Genomic DNA, 17,084 nt, shown 5'->3' with positions numbered 1-17,084 from the left:
TGCAGCAGCAGCAGCAGCAGAGCCTTCACCGATTTTTCTCACAAAAACAGCCTCCAGCCCTTGCCAGGCAAGCGCGAGCAGCTATCAATTTTTCGTCATGACCGCACCCAACCTGCTTGTTGAACTGTTCGTGGAAGAGCTGCCCCCGAAGGCGCTGCAAAAGCTGGGCGACGCCTTTGCCGGCGTGCTGCACGAGCAGCTGGCGGCCCAGGGCCTGGCGGGCGCGGGCTCGCGCGCCACGGCCTATGCCTCGCCCCGGCGCCTGGCCGCCCACGTCACCCAGGTGCTGGCCACCGCGCCGGACAAGCCCGTGTCGCACAAGCTCATGCCCGTGACGGTGGGCCTGGACGCGCAGGGCCAGGCCACGCCGGCGCTGTTGAAGAAGCTGGCCGCGCTGGGGCTGGACGCCGCAGCGCTGGACAGCCTCAAGCGCGTCAACGACGGCAAGGCCGAGGTGCTGTACCACGAGAGCATGGTGCGGGGCGCCACACTGGCCGAAGGTCTGCAAAAGGCGCTGGACGAAACGCTTGCCAGGCTGCCCATCCCCAAGGTCATGCGCTACCAGCTGGCTGATGGCTGGAGCAGCGTGCATTTCGTGCGCCCGGCGCATGGCCTGGTGGCGCTGCACGGCGGCGACGTGGTGCAGGGAGTGCAGGCGCTGGGCCTGACGGCAGGGCGCGATACGCACGGCCACCGCTTCGAGGCGCAGGCCGAGTCCATCGCCCTGCGTGATGCCGACAGCTATGCGCAGCAATTGCGCGACGAAGGCGCCGTGATCGCCAGCTTTGCCGAGCGCCGCGCCGAGATCGCGCGCCAGCTGGCTGCCGCCGCGGCCCAAGTGGGTGGCGGCGTGCGGCCCATCGAGGACGAAGCGCTGCTGGACGAGGTGACGGCCCTGGTCGAGCGTCCCAACGTGCTGGTCTGCGCCTTCGAGGAGGAATTCCTGGCCGTGCCGCAGGAGTGCCTGATCCTGACCATGAAGGCCAACCAGAAGTACTTTCCGCTGCTGGACGAGGCCGGGCGCCTGACGCACCGCTTCCTGGTGGTGAGCAACATCAGCCCGCAAGACGCCAGCGCCGTCATCCAGGGCAACGAGCGCGTGGTGCGCCCGCGCCTGGCGGACGCCAAATTCTTCTTCGACCAGGACCGCAAGAAGCCCCTGGCCAGCCGCGTGGAGCAGCTGGCTAAGGTGGTCTATCACAACAAGCTGGGCACGCAGGGTGAGCGCGTGCAGCGCGTGCGGTCCATCGCGCGGGCGATCGCCACGCAGCTGTTCCCGGCCCTGGCGCAGCAGCACCAGATCGACGGCACGCAGGATGCGGAGATCGCGCAGGACTGGCTGCTGACCTGCGTGGACAACGCCGCGCTGCTGGCCAAGGCCGATCTCGTCACCGACATGGTGGGCGAGTTCCCCGAGCTGCAGGGCGTCATGGGCAGCTACTACGCCGTGGGCGACGGCCTGCCGGACGAAGTGGCCCACGCCATCGAGGACCACTACAAGCCGCGCTTTGCCGGCGACGAGCTGCCGCGCGAGAACGTCGGCCTGGTCGTGGCCCTGGCCGACAAGCTGGAGACGCTGGTCGGCATGTTCGGCATCGGCAACCTGCCCACGGGCGACCGCGACCCGTTCGCGCTGCGCCGCCACGCGCTGGGCGTGATCCGCATGCTGACCGAGCGCGAGTTGCCCTTGGACTTGCCCGCGCTGCTGGCCGCCAGCCAGCCGGCCTTCGGCGCGCTGATCGACGCCGGCGGCAACGCGCTGCTGGCGGACTTCATCTATGACCGCCTGGCCGGCTCCCTGCGCGAGCAGGGCTACAGCGCCCAGGAGGTGGACGCGGTCATCGCCCTGCGCCCGGCGCGCCTGGCCCTGGTGCCGCGCCAGCTGGAGGCCGTGCGCGCCTTCAGCGCGCTGGCCGAGGCGCCCGCCCTGGCAGCGGCCAACAAGCGCGTGGCCAACATCCTGAAGAAGGCCGAGGCCGAAGGCGCCGTGGACCCGCACGTCAACGAAGGGCTGCTGCAGGAGCAGGCCGAACGCGACCTGTACGCCGCACTCAAGCGCTTCGTGCCCGAGGCCGATGCCCAGTTCGACCGCGGTGACTACACCGCCAGCCTGCAGACCCTGGCCGTGCTGCGCGCGCCGGTGGACGCCTTCTTCGACGACGTCATGGTCAACACCGACGACCTGGCCGTGCGCCTGAACCGCCAGGGCCTGCTCAAGCGCCTGCACCAGGCCATGAACCGCGTGGCCGACCTGTCCCGCCTGGCCGTGTGACGCCGCCGCCGGCCGCGCGCCCCGACACCGCCGCTGCCGCCCGCCCGTCCCGGACCGCCTCCTGGCTGGCCTTTGCGCCGCTGGCGGCCGTGGTGGGGCTGCGCTGGGTGCTGGGCTGGTTGCAGGACCGGGCCGAGCCGACCTCCGCCTGGCCGCTGTCGCCCTTCGCCGGCGCGCAGGATCCGTGGGCCTGGCTGCCCACCGCCGGCCTGGCGCTGCTGGCGCTGGCCGCGGCGCTGCTCGTGCTGCGCGCCGTGCGCCGCCGCTGGGGCACGCGGGCGCTGGGCGGCTTGCTGGCGGCACTGTGGGTCGCCGCGGCGCTGGCCGCCTGCGTGGCCCAGTTGCTGCACTTCATGAACCTGCGCGGCCTGGCGCCGCAGCCCCAGCCGCTGGCCGCCAGCGTGCTGGGCAGCCGCGCCGTGGCGCCCAGCGCCCGTGGGCCGGGCGGCACGCTGCTGGTGCTGCAGCTGCCCGGCGCGGCCGGCCCGCAGCAGCTGCTGGCCGACGACCCGGCCGCCGCCCGCCTGGTGCCTGGCCAGGCCCTGGCGCTGCAGTGGTCGCGCGGGCGCTGGTGGGGGCGCTACGCCACCGGCTGGCAGACGGCGGCAAACCCGCAGGCGCCGGCCAGCGGCGCGGGCAGGGAATAATCCGGCGCATGAAGCTCGCCATCCTGGACCGCGACGGCACCCTCAACGCCCTGGGGGCCGGCGGCCTTATTGCCTCTGCCGCCGAATGGCAGCCCCTGCCGGGCGCGCTGGAGGCCGTGGCCCGGCTGAACCAGGCCGGCTGGCACGTGGTGGTGGCCACCAACCAGCCGGGGCTGGGCGGCGGCGTGTTCGACACGCAGACGCTGGTGGCTATCCACGCGCGCATGCACCGCGAGCTGGGCGCGCTGGGCGGGCGCATCGACGCGGTCTTCTACTGCCCGCACGCCGAGGGCGAGGACTGCGCCTGCCGCAAGCCCGCGCCCGGGCTGATGCTGCAGATCCGCGAGCGCTGTGCGCTGGAGGGCGGCGAGATCGCCGTCATCGGCAGCTGCCTGTCGCACCTGCAGGCCGCGCAGGACCTGGGCGCGCAGCTGCACCTGGTATGCACCGGCCGCTCGGCCCACCTGCAGCCGCACGCGCCGCTGCCGCCCGGCTGGCCGGCCGCCACCCGGACCCACGCCAGCCTGCAGGACGTGGTGGACCTGCTGGCCGGGCAGGGCGGCAGCGCACCGGCGGCGCCTGCCCCTTCTCTTTGCTCTTAAATTAATAGCTTCCAGCGCTTGCGCCGCAAGGGCTGGAGGCCAAAAACACCTGAAAGCAGCCGACACGCCATGGCCTTCCTCCGCTCCCTCCTGCACCTGCTGGTGATGGTCGTCACCGTCGTTCCCTACACCCTGGGCGTGCTGCTGGCCCGGCTCTTCTCGGGTCGCAGCGGCCCGGCCTACCGCGTGGCGCGGGCCTGGCTCACGCTGTGCATCGACGCGGCGCGCTGGCTGGTGGGCATACGCACCGAGGTGCAGGGCATGGAGGGGCTGCAGGCCCTGGGCGCGGGCGGGGCGGTGCTGCTGGTCAAGCACCAGTCCACGTACGAGACCTTCCTCATGCCCTCGCTCATGCCGCGCCCGCTGGCCTACGTGTTCAAGAAAGAGCTGCTGCGCGTGCCCTTCTTCGGCTGGTCCATCGGCAGCCTGGACATGATCCACATCGACCGCGGCCAGCCCACGCGGGCCTTTGCCCGCGTGCTGCAGCAGGGCCGGCGGCTGCTGGCGCAGGGCACCTGGGTCATCATGTTCCCCGAGGGCACGCGCATCCCGCGCGGCCAGCAGGGCGAGTACAAGAGTGGCGGCACGCGCCTGGCCATCAGCGCCGGCGTGCCGGTGGTGCCGGTGGCCGTGACCTCGGCGCGCGTGTGGCCGGCCAAGGCCTTCGTCAAGCGGCCCGGCGTGGTGCAGGTGTCCGTGGGCCGGCCCATCCCCACCGAAGGCCGCAAGCCCGAAGAGCTGATGGCCGAGGTGCAGGCCTGGATCGAATCCGAAATGCGCCGCCTGGACCCCGAGGCCTACCCCGCGCAGCCATGAGCGGCCCCGCGCGCGGCGCCCTGGTGCAGCTGGCGCTGGACCTGTGGGAGGCCATCGACTTGCAGCCAAAACCGGCCGTAGCGCCCGCCCATCAAGCGCTGACAGCTATCGAAACAGAAGCGCCGCAGGCCGGCGCCGCCCTGCGCCACCCCCAGGCCAACCGGCGCATCGCCCTGCAGGGCGTGGCGGTGGACTATCGGCTGCAGCGCGCGCGCCGGCGCAGCATCGGCTTTCGCGTGGATGGTGACGGGCTGTCGGTGCGCGCCCCGGGCAGCGCCAGTATCGGCGCCATCGAGTCGGCCCTGCAGGCCAAGGCCGGCTGGGTCGTGCGCAAGCTGGCCGAGCAGCGCGACTACCAGCGCCGCCTGGAGGGCGCCCGCGTTGCCTGGGGCGACGGCGCCCGTCTGCCCTACCTGGGCGCGCCCCTGACCGTGGTGCTGGATGGCGCCCACCGCGGCGCCCAGCTGGCGCCCGCGGGCGAGGGCGGAGCGCCCGCCACGCTGCATGTGCCGCTGGCGCGCAGCGCCACGCCCGAGCAGGTGCGCGACGCCGTGCAGGCCTGGCTGATGCGCCAGGCGCGCGCCCACTTCACGGCGCGCCTGGAGCATTTCGCCCCGCTGCTGCAGGTGCGCTGGACGCGGCTGGCCCTGTCCAGCGCCCAGTCGCGCTGGGGCAGCGCCCGCGCCGACGGCTCCATCCGGCTGAACTGGCGGCTGATGCATTTCTCGCCCGCCGTCATCGACTACGTGGTGGCGCACGAGCTGGCGCACCTGCGCGTCATGGACCACAGCCCACGCTTTTGGGACACCGTGGCCACCGTAGTGCCCGACTACGCCGCGCTGCGCCAGCGCCTGCGCGACGAGCCCACACCGCCCTGGCAGTAGGGCGGCCTGGGCACAATGCGCCCATGACCGGTACCCCTGCACTGCCCCCGCTGCCCGAGCAACCCGTGCCCGCCCAGGGCTACGCCGGCGACGTCAACCCGCACCTGGCCTGGCAATGGGCGCAGTCCGGCCAGGCGGTGCTGGTGGACGTGCGCACCGACGCCGAGCGCGAATGGGTGGGCGCCGTGCCCGGCGCCGTGCCGGTGGCGTGGAAGCAGTGGCCGGGCATGGCCCTGAACGAGCGCTTTGGCGACGAGCTGCGCGCCGCCGTGCCGGCGGGCGGCCAGGTGCTGCTGCTGTGCCGCAGCGGCGTGCGCTCCATTGCCGCCGCGCGCCGCGCCACCGAGCTGGGCCTGCGCGCCTACAGCATCCTGGAGGGCTTCGAGGGCGACGCCGACGAGCGCGGCCAGCGGGGCCGCAAGGGCGGCTGGCGCCTGCGCGGCCTGCCCTGGAAGCAGGGCTGACGCTCCCAAAAAAATAGCTGCCAGCGCTTGTTTGGCAAGCGCTGGCAGCCGATTTTGGCTTGAAGCCGGGCGTTACTGAGACAGCGGCGGAATGCGCAGCTTCTGGCCCGGGTAGATCTTGTTGGGGTCGCTCAGCATGGGCTTGTTGGCCTCGAAGATCGCGTTGTACTTGTTGGCGTCGCCATAGAACTTCTTGGCGATGGCGCTGAGCGTGTCGCCGCTGACCACGTCGTGGTACTGCGCCTCGGGCTCGGGGTTGGTGACGCTCATCTGGTTGTCCACGCCAGTTACGCTGGCCACGTTGCCGCAGCACAGCGTCACCTTCTCCTTGACGGCCTGGGTGGGCGCCGTGCCGTGCACCGTCACCTTGCCCTGGCTGCCGTCGAACTGCACCTTGACGTCATTCACGCCCAGGTTCTGCGCGGCGATGTAGCCCTCGATGGCCTTGCCCGCCTTGGCGTTCAGGTCCTCTTGCGAAGGCCGTGCGGGGGCGGCGGCACCGGCGGCGGCCGGCGGCGTGGCAGCGTGTGCATCCTTGCCGCCGAACAGCTTTTCTCCGGCTTCCTTGACGAAACTGAACAGGCCCATGGCAAAACTCCTTGTGGTTGCGGGAAACAGTTGGAAAGGGTGCGGGCCACTGTAAGCGGAGCGCCCGCCCGCGCCGTGTCAGACGGGCGCCCGCCTCACCATCGTTGACAAAGCCGCCCCGACGTGCGCGGGGCGCGCCGCCGTTGCGATAATCCGCCCCCATGACATTTCTCGCCATCGACGTGGGCAACACCCGCCTGAAGTGGGCGCTGTTCGAGTCCGCCCGGCCCGGCGCAGCGGTGCACGCCCATGGCGTGGAGTTCCTGGACCATATCGAGCGCCTGGGCGAAGGCCCGTGGGCGCAGCTGCCCGTGCCCACGCACATGCTGGGTTGCGTGGTGGCGGGCGACGCCGTCAAGCGCCGCGTGGCCGAGCAGATGGAGCTGTGGGACGTGCCGGCGCGCTGGGTCGTGTCCTCGTCCGAAGAGGCCGAGGTGAGCAATGGCTACGACCACCCCACGCGCCTGGGCGCCGACCGCTGGGTGGCCATGATCGGCGCGCGCCACCGCATGCTGGCCCAGGGGCCGGCGCGCCCGCTGATCGTGGTGATGGTGGGCACGGCGGTGACGGTGGAGGCGCTGGACGCCTCGGGGCGCTTCCTGGGCGGGCTGATCCTGCCCGGGCACGGCATCATGCTGCGCGCGCTGGAGAGCGGCACCGCCGGTCTGCACGTGCCCACGGGCGAGGTGCGGCTGTTTCCGTCCAACACCAGCGACGCGCTGACCAGCGGCGGCACCTACGCCATCGCCGGTGCCGTGGAGCGCATGTACCAGCACCTGCTGGCGCACTGCAACCAGGAGCCGGTGTGCATGATGACCGGCGGCGCGGGCTGGAAGATGGCGCCCAGCATGACGCGGCCGTTCGAGCTGGTGGAAAACCTGATCTTCGATGGGCTGCTGGAGATTGCCGCGCGGCGCTTTGCGCCGGCGCCCTTGTGAGCGACTGGCGGCCGCCCGCACGGCGCAGCTGAGACAATCGCCTGCTTTGGCCCGGCCGCGCCGGGCAGCACCGCTGCAGTACAAGGAAAGACTTCTCACCCATGATCTTGGTCACTGGCGGCGCCGGCTTCATCGGCGCCAATTTCGTGCTCGACTGGCTGGCCGCCTGCGACGAGCCGGTCGTCAACCTGGACAAGCTGACCTATGCCGGCAACGTGCACAACCTGGACAGCCTGTCGGGCGATGCGCGCCACGTGTTCGTGCAGGGTGACATCGCCGACGGCGCGCTGCTGGCGCGCCTGCTGGCCGAGCACCGCCCACGGGCTATTGTCAATTTCGCGGCCGAGTCCCACGTGGACCGCTCCATCCACGGCCCCGAGGACTTCATCCAGACCAATGTGGTCGGCACCTTCAGGCTGTTGGAGGCCGCAAGGCAGTACTGGAGCGCGCTGGCAGCGACAGAGAAGGAAGCATTTCGCTTCCTGCACGTGTCCACCGACGAGGTCTATGGCACCCTGGCGGCGGACGCCCCGGCCTTCACCGAAGAGCACAACTACGAGCCCAACAGCCCGTACTCGGCCAGCAAGGCTGCCAGCGACCACCTGGTGCGCGCTTGGGCACACACCTACGGCCTGCCGGTGCTCACCACCAACTGCAGCAACAACTACGGCCCGCTGCACTTTCCTGAAAAACTCATCCCTCTGATGATCGTCAACGCCCTGGCCGGCAAAGCGCTGCCCGTGTACGGCGACGGCATGCAGGTGCGCGACTGGTTGTACGTGCGCGACCACTGCAGCGCCATCCGCCGGGTGCTTGAGGCGGGCCGGCTGGGCGAGACCTACAACATCGGCGGCTGGAACGAAAAGGCCAACATCGACATCGTCAAGACCGTCTGCGCGCTGCTGGACGAGCTGCGCCCGCGCGCGGGGGGCAACAGCTACGCCGAGCAGATCGCCTACGTGCAGGACCGCCCCGGCCACGACCGGCGCTACGCCATCGACGCGCGCAAGATCGAGCGCGAGCTGGGCTGGACGCCGGCCGAGACCTTTGAGACCGGCATCAAGAAGACGGTGCAGTGGTATCTGGAGCACCCCGAGTGGGTGGCGCAGGTGCAAAGCGGCGCCTATCGCGACTGGGTCGCCCGGCAGTACGAGGGCGCCGCGGCATGACGCACATCCTGCTGCTGGGCAGCGGGGGGCAGGTCGGCTGGGAGCTGCAGCGCAGCCTGGCCGTGCTGGGGCGCGTCACGGCACTGGACCACGACAGCACGCAGCACTGCGGCGACTTTGCCAACCCCGAAGGCGTGCGCGAGACCGTGCGCGCGCTGCGCCCGGACGTGATCGTCAACGCCGCCGCCCACACCGCCGTGGACAAGGCCGAGGGCGAGCCCGAGCTGGCCCGCTTGCTCAACGCCACCACCCCCGGCGTGCTGGCTGAAGAGGCCGCCCGCTCGGGTGCCTGGCTGGTCCACTACAGCACCGACTATGTCTTCGACGGCAGCGGCAGCCGTCCCTGGACTGAAGCCGATGTGCCCGCGCCCCTGTCCGTCTATGGCGCCACCAAGCTGGAGGGCGAGCAGTTGATCGAAGCATCTGGCTGTCGCCACCTGATCCTGCGCACCAGCTGGGTCTATGCCGCGCGCGGCGGCAACTTCGCCAAGACCATGCTGCGCTTAGGTTCGGAGCGCGAGCGCCTCACCGTGATCGACGACCAATGGGGCGCGCCCACCGGCGCCGACCTGCTGGCCGACGTGACGGCGCATGCCATCCGCCACCTGCAGGCGCGCCCCGAGGACGGCGGCCTGTACCACTGCGTGGCCGGTGGCGAGACCAACTGGCATTCCTATGCAAAATACGTGCTAGCCCAGGCGCAGCAAGCGCCAGCAGCTATCAAAATCAAGGCGACCGAAGTGGCGCCCGTGCCCACCAGCGCCTTTCCCACGCCGGCGCGGCGCCCGCACAACTCGCGCCTCGATACGCGCCAACTGCAGGCCACCTTCGGCCTGCAGCTGCCGCCCTGGCAGCAGGGCGTGGCGCGCATGCTGGCCGAGATCCTCTGATCCCTCTCTTATGACGACACAACGCAAGGGCATCATCCTGGCCGGCGGCTCCGGCACGCGGCTGCACCCGGCCACGCTGGCCATCAGCAAGCAGCTGCTGCCCGTCTATGACAAGCCCATGATCTACTACCCCTTGAGCACCCTGATGCTCTCGGGCATCCGCGAGATCCTGATCATCAGCACTCCGCAGGACACGCCGCGCTTTGCGCAGCTGCTGGGCGACGGCAGCCAGTGGGGCCTGAGCCTGCACTACGCCGTGCAGGAGAGCCCCGATGGCCTGGCGCAGGCCTTTCTGATCGGCGAACACTTCCTGGCTGGCAGCGCGAGCGCGCTGGTGCTGGGCGACAACATCTTCTACGGCCACGATTTCCACGAACTGCTTGAAAGCGCCGACGCGCGCACGGATGGCGCCAGCGTCTTCGCCTACCACGTGCACGACCCCGAGCGCTACGGCGTGGCCGAGTTCGACGGCTCGGGCTGCGTGCTGAGCCTGGAGGAAAAGCCCGCCAGTCCGAAGAGCAACTACGCCGTCACCGGCTTGTACTTCTACGACGCGCAGGTGGTGGAGCTGGCCAAGCGCCTGAAGCCCTCTGCCCGCGGCGAGCTGGAGATCACCGACCTGAACCGCCTGTACCTGCAGCAGGGTCAGCTGCATGTGGAAATCATGGGCCGCGGCTATGCCTGGCTGGACACCGGCACGCACGAGAGCCTGCTGGATGCCGGCCAGTTCATCGCCACCCTGGAGCAGCGCCAGGGCCTGAAGATCTCCTGCCCGGAAGAGATCGCCTGGCGCAGCGGCTGGATCGATGCACAGCAGCTCGAGCACCTGGCCCAGCCCCTGGCCAAGAACGGCTACGGCCAATACCTGCAGCGGCTGCTGCGAGAGAAGGTGTACTGATGAAGGCCACTCGCCTTTCCATCCCTGACGTCGTGCTGATCGAGCCCAAGGTCTTCGGCGACGCGCGCGGCTTCTTCTTCGAAAGCTTCAACCAGCGTGCCTTCGACGAGGCCACCGGCACCCGCCACAAGTTCGTGCAGGACAACCACAGCCGAAGCAGCCGCGGCGTGCTGCGCGGGCTGCACTACCAGGTCCGGCAACCCCAGGGCAAGCTGGTGCGCGTGGCGCGTGGCGCCGTGTGGGACGTGGCGGTGGACATCCGCCGCAGTTCACCTACCTTTGGCCAATGGGTGGGCGCGGTGCTGTCCGAGGACAACCAGCACCAGCTGTGGGTGCCGCCTGGCTTTGCGCACGGCTTCGTGGTGTTGAGCGAGACGGCGGATTTTCTGTACAAGACCACCGACTACTACGCGCCGGAGCATGAGCGCTGCATTGCGTGGAACGATGCGCAACTGGGCATCCAGTGGCCGTATCAGGGGCAGCCCAGCCTGTCGGCCAAGGACGCGCAGGGCGCGGCGCTGGCCTACGCGCCGCTCTTCGACTAGCGCTTCAAGCCCTTCTGCATTGAGCGGTACAGCACGTCCGAGCCGAACTGCGGGTTCTGCGGGTCGAACGAGAACAGGTTGTGCCCGCGCGGCACGCGCTGTCCTTCCCATTCGGGCTCCAGGAAGAACGACAGGAACTGCGCTCCCTGGTTGGCATGGGTGTCCAGCACCTGCATGAGCTCGCTCGGTCCCATCGCCTTGAGCGGATGGAACTCCGTGACCCCGTAGCGCTGCTGGCCCGAGCGGCGCAGCCACTGCGCGAACGAGCGGCCATAGGCCGCCTCGCCATACAGGCTCACGCCCAGGCGGAGTGCGCCGTGGGGGCGCAGCGAGTCCTCGATGGCAAAACGCGTTGCGTCCCAGCCCGGATTGGTGAAGGGAATGATCTGGTGCGTGTAGCGGGGCACATCGGCCAGGCAAGATTGGGCTACCTGCCGGTCGAAGAACTCCAGATAGCGCGTCACCTGCCTTGCCCTGAAGTCGTGCCACAGCGGCACCAGTGGGTTGTAGTAATACGCCGACTGCTCGCGGGGAGAGTCGACGTGGAACTCCGTGCCGGCTACTGCGACCTGGGCGGCAGGCAGTGCGCCGCGCAGCGGCTGCTCGCGTGGCGTGCTCTGTTGGCGGTCCATGATGGCGATGCGGCGCTCGCCCAGTCGCACCAGGTGGCCCGGCCGGTCTTCCAGGAACAGGTCCAGCCGGTGCACGCCGGCCGGCAGGCGACGAAAGTCCAGATCCAGGCGCCAGCCGGTGTCGGCCGTGGCGAACTCGGGACGCGCTGCCAGTACGTCCTGGCGGTTCAGCGTGACCGACGCGCGGCCGTGGGGTTGGCCGTCCAGGTACACATGTACGCGGGGCACATGCCCCGGCACCGGCGCGGCTACGTGCGCCCAGCCGGAGACGGGCAGCCAGCCATGGGCAAAGGCATCGATGTGCTCGGTGTAACGCCTCAAAGGCTGCGAGCGGATATCGCGCGATGGCGAATTGACCTGATCGAATGAAGCGTAGTCGCTGCCCAAAAAGCGGTTGAGCCGCGCGATGCTGTCCCACTGCTGCGCCAGGTGCGCGCGGAAGCCCTGCACGGAGGCGGCAGAATAGTCCGTGATGCGGTAGGGTGACTCGAAGCCCATGCCGCCCTGGAAGTCGGGGAACAGGTGGTGCAGCTCCCCTAGGAGTGTCACGGCCCGTACACGGCTGCGCTCTTCGGGTGCCAAGCGGCAGGTGGCGTCCAGCACGGCGCGCATGGCTTGCACCCGCCGCTGGGTCAGGCTGTTGTTGGTCGTCGCCAGGCTCCAGTTGTAGATCTGTGAGTCGTAGTAGCGGTCGCGCCCGAGGGGGCCGTTCTGCGTCCAGGCCCTGTTGGCGCTGTCGTCTGCCAGCGCGGCCTCGATCGGAGCCTGCGCCTCGAAATGGGTGGAAAACAAGTACAGCACCACCGGGCGGCGCACATCGCGCACCGTGTTTACCAGCCGATCCACCATGGCTTGGTCGATCACCCAGCCCTCGCCGGAGGGCTTGAACAGCTTGAGCAGCGGCACGGCCAGCGTGTAGCCCAGGGTGTAGCGGCCCGGCTGGCCGCCGTCCAGCTGCCGCAGCGTGGCCTCGACCAAGGCACCAGCCGAGCCTTGCGGCGCGGCGCAGCGCTGCGTGAGCGAGGAGGGCATATCCGGCTGCTCCGGCGGTTGGTCGATGCACGGCTCCATCACGCCGATCATGGGCGCCAGCAGCATTTGCGCAGCCGGCTGCCTGGCGTCCTGCGGTTGCGCTGCACGCTGGTGCCACAGGGCGCCGCAGGCTCCGGCAGCCAGCACGCCGACGCCTGCCGAGAGGGCGGCGATTCGGGTGAGGGCGGATGTCGTGGCTGGGGGCATAAGCAAGGAAACTGTGAAGGAAAAGACCTGCCGGGCGGCGTCGGACTGTAAGGCATGGCCATGGAGCCGCGCAGGTACACTTGTTGGCTCTCGTGCCGGGCGGCCTCCTTGAAGATACAGGCCGGCGCGCCGTTTTCCGCTTCTCCATGACGACTTTCTCCACCCTCGACAGCCTCGAGCCCACGCTCGTACAGGGCCCAGACATTCCGCGCCCGCGCCTGGGCGAGCTGCTCGTCCAAGAGGGCAAGGTGAGTGCTCGGGATATCGAGCGTGCGCTGCTGGCGCAGCAGGAAATGGGCGGCCTGCTGGGCCGGGTGCTGGTACGTCTGGGCTTGGTCTCCGAGGTGGATGTGGCCCACACCCTGTCGCGGCAGCTGCAGATTCCCTTTATTGCGGCGGAGATTTTTCCGGAAGCCATGCCGGACGTCGAGGGTTTGCTGCCGGAATTCCTGCAGACGCACGGCGTATTTCCGCTGGCGGCCCCTGAAGGCCAACTGCACGTGGCCATGGCCACGCCGCAGGATCCGTTCGTGCTCAAGGCGCTGCGCCTGGCCACCGGGCGGCACGTGGTGCCTCATCTGGCCCTGGAAAGCGCTATCGAGAAAGCCTTGGCTGAGCCCGTCGAGGAAGCACAGGACGACAATGACGATGGCCTGTTTGGCGATGGCCTGGATGGCGGCGACTTCGTCGAACACCTGAAAGACCTGGCCAGCGAGGCGCCCGTCATCCGCCTGGTCAACACCATCATCGGCCGCGTGATCGACCTGCGCGCCTCCGACATCCATCTGGAGCCTTTCGACGACGGCCTGCACGTGCGCTACCGCGTGGACGGGGTGATCCATCCTGGCGAGGTGGTGCCGCCGCGCCTGTCGGCCGCCGTCGGCTCGCGCGTGAAGCTGCTGGCGCACCTGGACATCGCCGAGCGCCGCCTGCCGCAGGACGGCCGCATCAAGACCCGCGTGAAGGGCCGCGAGCTGGACCTGCGCGTGTCCACCGTGCCCACGGTGCACGGGGAAAGCGTGGTCATGCGGGTGCTCGACCGCGCCAGCGTGCGCCTGAACCTGGACACCATGGGCTTCGAGCAGGACACGCTGGCTCGCTTCAACGACCTGCTGTCGCGCCCCCACGGCATCCTGCTGGTGACCGGGCCCACGGGTTCGGGCAAGACGACCACGCTGTACGCGGCCCTGTCCAAGATCGACTCCGAGGCCAACAAGATCATCACCGTCGAGGACCCGGTGGAGTACCAGCTGGAGGGCATCAACCAGATCCAGGTGCATCCGCAGATCAACCTGACGTTTGCCAACGCGCTGCGCTCCATCCTGCGCCAGGACCCCGACATCATCATGATTGGCGAAATGCGCGACGGCGAGACGGCGCAGATTGCCGTGCAGTCCGCTCTGACCGGCCACCTGGTGCTGTCCACACTGCACACCAACACGGCCGCTGGCGCCGTCATCCGCATGCAGGACATGGGAGTGGAGAGCTACCTCATCACATCCTCGGTCAACGGCGTTCTGGCCCAGCGCCTGGTGCGCACGCTGTGCAGCCACTGCAAGCAGCCCTACGAGCCGGGCGAGCAGGTGCGCGCCAGCACCGGCCTGGCGCGCTTTGCGCAGGCCGGCCAGCCGATCTACCGCGCCGTGGGTTGCGGGCAGTGCCGCCAGTCGGGCTACCGCGGCCGCACCGGCATTCACGAGCTGTTCGTGCTGGATGAACCCATGCGCCGCGCCATCATCGATGGCAAGGACGCGGGCACCCTGCATCTGCTGGCCACGCAGGGGGGCATGCTCAGCCTGTATGAAGACGGCCTGCGCAAGGTGGCCGCCGGCGTGACCACGCTGGACGAGGTGGCGCGCGTCACGCAGGACCAGAGCGATGCCTGATTTCGTCTGGCGGGCGGCCACGGCCTCCGGCAAGGTCGAGGAGGGGCGGCTGTCCGCCTCCAGCAGCGCCGCGGCGCTGCGCCAGCTGCGCGAGCAAGGACTTACCCCGCTGCGCATCGACGATGCGGCCAGTGCGCAATTCACGCCGGGAGCGCCTGCCGCCGCGTCCCCAGGGGCCGCAGTCACCGCGCCTGCGCGCAGCCGGCAGGCCAGGGGGCCGGTAAATGCTGCCGACGTGCTGGCGCTCACCTCCGAGCTGGCCATCATGCTGCGCGCGGGACTGGCGCTGGACAACGCGCTGCGTGTGCTCATCGACATGAGCCACAAGCCCAGCGTAGGGGCGCTCGTGCAGGGCGTGCTGGAGGCCGTCAAGGGCGGCACGCCGCTCAGCCGCGCTCTGGCCGCGCACCGCGAGCTGTTCGGCGACTTCTACATCAACATGGTGCGCTCCGGCGAGGTCAGCGGCCAGATGTCCGCCGTGCTGGACCGGCTGGTCGAGCATATGGAGCGCCAGCGCGCGCTGCGCGAGAGCGTTGTGTCTGCCACCATCTACCCGGCCATCCTGCTGGCCGTGGCCGTACTGTCGCTGATCGCCATGCTCGGCTTCGTGGTGCCGCAGTTCGAAAAGTTGTTCACCGACATGGGCGACGCGCTGCCGCTGCCCACGCGAATCGTGATGGAGGTGGGCCATGCTTTTAGGCAGTACGGCCTGCTGATCGGCGTGGCGGCAGTGGGCGGGTTCATGGTGCTCATGCGGTGGATGCGCTCACCCTCGGGCCGCCAGTGGTGGCAAACGCGGCTGCTGCGCCTGCCGCTGGTGGGCCGCCTGGCGCTGCGTTATCAGCTCACGCTGTTCTCGCGTTCGCTGGGTACCCTGCTGGGCAACGGCGTGCCCATGCTCACGGCGCTGCACATCGCCACCGACACCGTGGGCAACGCCGTGCTGCAGCAGGCGCTGGCCAAGGTGGCGCCCATCGTCAAGGAGGGGGGCAAGGTGGTGCAGGCCATCTCGCTCACCGGCATTTTTGAACCTTTGGCCATCAACCTCATCCGAGTGGGAGAGGAAACGGGCCGCATCGGCCCCATGATGCTGGAGTTGTCCAACATCCTCAACCGCGAGGTGGAAACAGGCATCAAGCGCCTCTTGACCCTGGTCGAACCGGTGCTCATCCTGGTGCTGGGGGTGCTGATCGCCGGCATCATCGTCTCCATCCTGCTCGGGATCCTGTCCATCAATGACCTCGCCGTATAGCTTTCGTTTCTTCCAGGAGCCTTCCCCCATGCAGAGCTTTCGCTCCCGCTGCGCCAGCAGCAGTCCCTCAGGCCGCCGCGCGCGCGGCTTCACGCTCATCGAGCTGCTGGTGGTGCTCGCCATCCTGACACTGCTGGCGGGCCTGGTGGGCCCCCGCGTTCTCAATCAGCTGGGTGGGGCCAAGGCCAAGACGGCCGCCGTGCAGATCGCCGACCTGGACAAGTCCCTGGAGCTGTTCAAGCTGGACGTAGGCCGCTACCCCACCACGGAAGAAGGCCTGGAGGCCCTGGTCAAGAAGCCGGGGAGCGCCAACGGCTGGGCGGGCCCCTATCTCAAGGGTGGCGTGCCTACCGATCCCTGGGGCCATCCGTACCGCTATGCCAACACCAGCGGCAGCGTCGAGCTGCTCTCGCTGGGCGCTGATGGCGCGTCTGGTGGTGATGGCGAGAACGCCGACATCCGCAACACGCCCTGAGCGTCGCGCATAGCGGCGGGATGCTTGCATGCAGCGCGAGCGCGGCTTCACGCTGGTCGAGTTGCTGGTGGTCTTTGCGATCCTGGCGCTAGTGGCCGCGCTCGTGCCTGCCGCCTATGACCGGATGCGTGAAGCGTCCCAATACCGGGATGCCGTACGCACCATGTTCAGCCAGTTGCGAGCAGCCCGTGCCGCGGCCCTGAGCGAAGGGCGCGAAACACGCTTCGTACTGGATCTGCAAAAACGGCAATATGGATGGGACGAGGTCGCGCTCAAGGTGTTGCCCGAGCCGCTGCAGCTGCGCGCTACGGTGGCTGACCGCGATGTTTCCTCGCAGGGCGAGGCCTCCATACGTTTCCTGCCTTCGGGCGGTGCTACCGGCGGCAGCATCGAAATCCTGCGTGCCCCCGGCGTGGGCACGCGGCTGCGTGTGGACTGGCTGTCTGGCCGGGTGACGCCGGAAACGCTGCTGCCATGACGCGACCCTGGCGCCGGATGCAGGGGATGACGCTGCTTGAGCTGCTGGTTGCTTTCGCCATTCTTGCCATGTCCCTGGGATTGCTTTATCGCATCATGGGTACGAGCGCGCGCGGAGCGGGTGACATCGAGCGCTACCAGGGTGCGGTCGTTCTAGCGCAGTCGCTGCTCTCGCTACGCGATACCGTACCCGAGGGCGGTTGGCAGCAAGAGGGCGAAACGGCGGGCTATCGCTGGCGCGTTCAGTCTGCACCCTATGCCACTGGCGTGGCAGGCCCAACCGTGCCCCCCTTATATGAGGTGCTCGTCTCCATTACATGGTTCGACGGCCGGCAACAGCGCGATCTTGAGCTTGCGACCCTGCGGCCGCAACGCAAACCTCCGGCGCAGGTTCGCAGATGAGAAGCTGG

18 protein-coding genes are annotated in these 17,084 nt (G+C 69.3%); 16 read left to right on the top strand and 2 right to left on the bottom strand.

Going from position 1 to position 17,084, the window contains the following annotated elements; genetic code table 11:
* Positions 1-97 precede the first annotated feature (97 nt).
* The 6 genes from glyS (at position 98) to C7H73_RS15140 (ending at position 5,685) form a co-directional block, all read left to right on the top strand.
* Positions 98-2,272: a glycine--tRNA ligase subunit beta gene (glyS, locus tag C7H73_RS15165; RefSeq protein ID WP_106847423.1), complete on the top strand. Its 2,175-nt coding sequence runs from the start codon at positions 98-100 to the stop codon at positions 2,270-2,272.
* Complete coding sequence (locus C7H73_RS15160; RefSeq protein ID WP_106847422.1) at positions 2,269-2,919, top strand: hypothetical protein; 651 nt, start codon at positions 2,269-2,271, stop codon at positions 2,917-2,919. Before glyS ends, C7H73_RS15160 begins: the two co-directional genes overlap by 4 nt.
* Positions 2,920-2,927: 8 nt before the next feature.
* A complete protein-coding gene (locus tag C7H73_RS15155; protein WP_106847421.1) occupies positions 2,928-3,521 on the top strand; it encodes a D-glycero-alpha-D-manno-heptose-1,7-bisphosphate 7-phosphatase in 594 nt (197 codons plus the stop codon).
* 69 nt (positions 3,522-3,590) lie between these two features.
* The gene (locus C7H73_RS15150) at positions 3,591-4,337 is read left to right on the top strand and encodes a lysophospholipid acyltransferase family protein (RefSeq protein ID WP_106847420.1); all 747 of its coding nucleotides are present in this window, start codon (positions 3,591-3,593) and stop codon (positions 4,335-4,337) included.
* Entirely contained in the window at positions 4,334-5,221 is an 888-nt protein-coding gene (locus C7H73_RS15145) for a M48 family metallopeptidase (protein WP_106847419.1), read from the top strand. The genes C7H73_RS15150 and C7H73_RS15145 overlap by 4 nt, the downstream gene beginning before the upstream one ends.
* 23 nt (positions 5,222-5,244) lie before the next feature.
* Positions 5,245-5,685: a rhodanese-like domain-containing protein gene (locus tag C7H73_RS15140; protein ID WP_106847418.1), complete on the top strand. Its 441-nt coding sequence runs from the start codon at positions 5,245-5,247 to the stop codon at positions 5,683-5,685.
* A gap of 72 nt (positions 5,686-5,757) precedes the next feature.
* Here C7H73_RS15140 and lysM read toward each other — a convergent pair whose 3' ends face one another.
* Positions 5,758-6,273, bottom strand: a complete 516-nt coding sequence (gene lysM, locus C7H73_RS15135) for a peptidoglycan-binding protein LysM (RefSeq protein WP_106847417.1) — start codon at positions 6,271-6,273, stop codon at positions 5,758-5,760.
* A 161-nt stretch (positions 6,274-6,434) separates the two neighbouring features.
* Here lysM and C7H73_RS15130 point away from each other — a divergent pair, with 161 nt between their 5' ends.
* The 5 genes from C7H73_RS15130 to rfbC all read left to right on the top strand — a co-directional run bounded on the left by C7H73_RS15130 (position 6,435) and on the right by rfbC (position 10,713).
* On the top strand, positions 6,435-7,211 hold the full coding sequence (locus C7H73_RS15130; RefSeq protein ID WP_106847416.1) for a type III pantothenate kinase: 777 nt from the start codon (positions 6,435-6,437) through the stop codon (positions 7,209-7,211).
* 101 nt (positions 7,212-7,312) lie between these two features.
* Positions 7,313-8,380 carry a dTDP-glucose 4,6-dehydratase gene (gene rfbB / locus C7H73_RS15125; protein ID WP_106847415.1) on the top strand — a complete coding sequence of 356 codons (1,068 nt, stop codon included), beginning with the start codon at positions 7,313-7,315 and terminating at the stop codon, positions 8,378-8,380.
* On the top strand, positions 8,377-9,270 hold the full coding sequence (gene rfbD, locus C7H73_RS15120; RefSeq protein ID WP_106847414.1) for a dTDP-4-dehydrorhamnose reductase: 894 nt from the start codon (positions 8,377-8,379) through the stop codon (positions 9,268-9,270). The genes rfbB and rfbD overlap by 4 nt, the downstream gene beginning before the upstream one ends.
* A 10-nt stretch (positions 9,271-9,280) precedes the next feature.
* On the top strand, positions 9,281-10,168 hold the full coding sequence (gene rfbA / locus C7H73_RS15115) for a glucose-1-phosphate thymidylyltransferase RfbA (RefSeq protein ID WP_106847413.1): 888 nt from the start codon (positions 9,281-9,283) through the stop codon (positions 10,166-10,168).
* Positions 10,168-10,713, top strand: coding sequence for a dTDP-4-dehydrorhamnose 3,5-epimerase (gene rfbC, locus C7H73_RS15110; protein ID WP_106847412.1), 546 nt, complete (start codon positions 10,168-10,170; stop codon positions 10,711-10,713). Before rfbA ends, rfbC begins: the two co-directional genes overlap by 1 nt.
* Here the strand turns inward: rfbC and C7H73_RS15105 are convergent.
* The gene (locus C7H73_RS15105; protein ID WP_227001366.1) at positions 10,710-12,443 is read right to left on the bottom strand and encodes a hypothetical protein; all 1,734 of its coding nucleotides are present in this window, start codon (positions 12,441-12,443) and stop codon (positions 10,710-10,712) included. The genes rfbC and C7H73_RS15105 overlap by 4 nt on opposite strands.
* A 287-nt stretch (positions 12,444-12,730) precedes the next feature.
* Here C7H73_RS15105 and gspE point away from each other — a divergent pair, with 287 nt between their 5' ends.
* The 5 genes from gspE to C7H73_RS15080 are packed head-to-tail and all read left to right on the top strand — an operon-like array spanning position 12,731 to position 17,076.
* The gene (gene gspE, locus C7H73_RS15100) at positions 12,731-14,470 is read left to right on the top strand and encodes a type II secretion system ATPase GspE (RefSeq protein WP_106847410.1); all 1,740 of its coding nucleotides are present in this window, start codon (positions 12,731-12,733) and stop codon (positions 14,468-14,470) included.
* Entirely contained in the window at positions 14,463-15,722 is a 1,260-nt protein-coding gene (locus C7H73_RS15095; RefSeq protein WP_106847409.1) for a type II secretion system F family protein, read from the top strand. The genes gspE and C7H73_RS15095 overlap by 8 nt, the downstream gene beginning before the upstream one ends.
* A gap of 28 nt (positions 15,723-15,750) precedes the next feature.
* Positions 15,751-16,197 (top strand): type II secretion system major pseudopilin GspG, encoded by a 447-nt coding sequence (gspG, locus tag C7H73_RS15090; RefSeq protein WP_106847408.1) that lies wholly within the window; start codon positions 15,751-15,753, stop codon positions 16,195-16,197.
* Positions 16,198-16,225: 28 nt separating this feature from the next.
* Positions 16,226-16,675, top strand: a complete 450-nt coding sequence (locus C7H73_RS15085) for a type II secretion system protein (RefSeq protein WP_106847407.1) — start codon at positions 16,226-16,228, stop codon at positions 16,673-16,675.
* Positions 16,676-16,701: 26 nt separating this feature from the next.
* Complete coding sequence (locus C7H73_RS15080; protein WP_264371569.1) at positions 16,702-17,076, top strand: type IV pilus modification PilV family protein; 375 nt, start codon at positions 16,702-16,704, stop codon at positions 17,074-17,076.
* Positions 17,077-17,084 lie beyond the last annotated feature (8 nt).

Source organism: Pulveribacter suum, assembly GCF_003013695.1.
In the GTDB taxonomy this organism is placed as follows: domain Bacteria; phylum Pseudomonadota; class Gammaproteobacteria; order Burkholderiales; family Burkholderiaceae_C; genus Melaminivora; species Melaminivora suum.
The sequence above is the reverse complement of the archived record's forward strand: the minus strand, read 5'-3'. Positions and strand labels throughout refer to the sequence as shown.

Coding starts and splice junctions, on each gene's coding strand:
- C7H73_RS15095 (WP_106847409.1), top strand. CDS start 14,463: ATGCCTGATTTCGTCTGGCGGGCGGCCACGGCCTCCGGCAAGGTCGAG.
- rfbD (WP_106847414.1), top strand. CDS start 8,377: ATGACGCACATCCTGCTGCTGGGCAGCGGGGGGCAGGTCGGCTGGGAG.
- C7H73_RS15130 (WP_106847416.1), top strand. CDS start 6,435: ATGACATTTCTCGCCATCGACGTGGGCAACACCCGCCTGAAGTGGGCG.
- rfbA (WP_106847413.1), top strand. CDS start 9,281: ATGACGACACAACGCAAGGGCATCATCCTGGCCGGCGGCTCCGGCACG.
- C7H73_RS15140 (WP_106847418.1), top strand. CDS start 5,245: ATGACCGGTACCCCTGCACTGCCCCCGCTGCCCGAGCAACCCGTGCCC.
- C7H73_RS15080 (WP_264371569.1), top strand. CDS start 16,702: ATGACGCTGCTTGAGCTGCTGGTTGCTTTCGCCATTCTTGCCATGTCC.
- lysM (WP_106847417.1), bottom strand. CDS start 6,273: ATGGGCCTGTTCAGTTTCGTCAAGGAAGCCGGAGAAAAGCTGTTCGGC.
- gspG (WP_106847408.1), top strand. CDS start 15,751: ATGCAGAGCTTTCGCTCCCGCTGCGCCAGCAGCAGTCCCTCAGGCCGC.
- C7H73_RS15145 (WP_106847419.1), top strand. CDS start 4,334: ATGAGCGGCCCCGCGCGCGGCGCCCTGGTGCAGCTGGCGCTGGACCTG.
- C7H73_RS15105 (WP_227001366.1), bottom strand. CDS start 12,443: ATGCTGCTGGCGCCCATGATCGGCGTGATGGAGCCGTGCATCGACCAA.
- C7H73_RS15155 (WP_106847421.1), top strand. CDS start 2,928: ATGAAGCTCGCCATCCTGGACCGCGACGGCACCCTCAACGCCCTGGGG.
- rfbC (WP_106847412.1), top strand. CDS start 10,168: ATGAAGGCCACTCGCCTTTCCATCCCTGACGTCGTGCTGATCGAGCCC.
- C7H73_RS15085 (WP_106847407.1), top strand. CDS start 16,226: ATGCAGCGCGAGCGCGGCTTCACGCTGGTCGAGTTGCTGGTGGTCTTT.
- gspE (WP_106847410.1), top strand. CDS start 12,731: ATGACGACTTTCTCCACCCTCGACAGCCTCGAGCCCACGCTCGTACAG.
- glyS (WP_106847423.1), top strand. CDS start 98: ATGACCGCACCCAACCTGCTTGTTGAACTGTTCGTGGAAGAGCTGCCC.
- C7H73_RS15150 (WP_106847420.1), top strand. CDS start 3,591: ATGGCCTTCCTCCGCTCCCTCCTGCACCTGCTGGTGATGGTCGTCACC.
- rfbB (WP_106847415.1), top strand. CDS start 7,313: ATGATCTTGGTCACTGGCGGCGCCGGCTTCATCGGCGCCAATTTCGTG.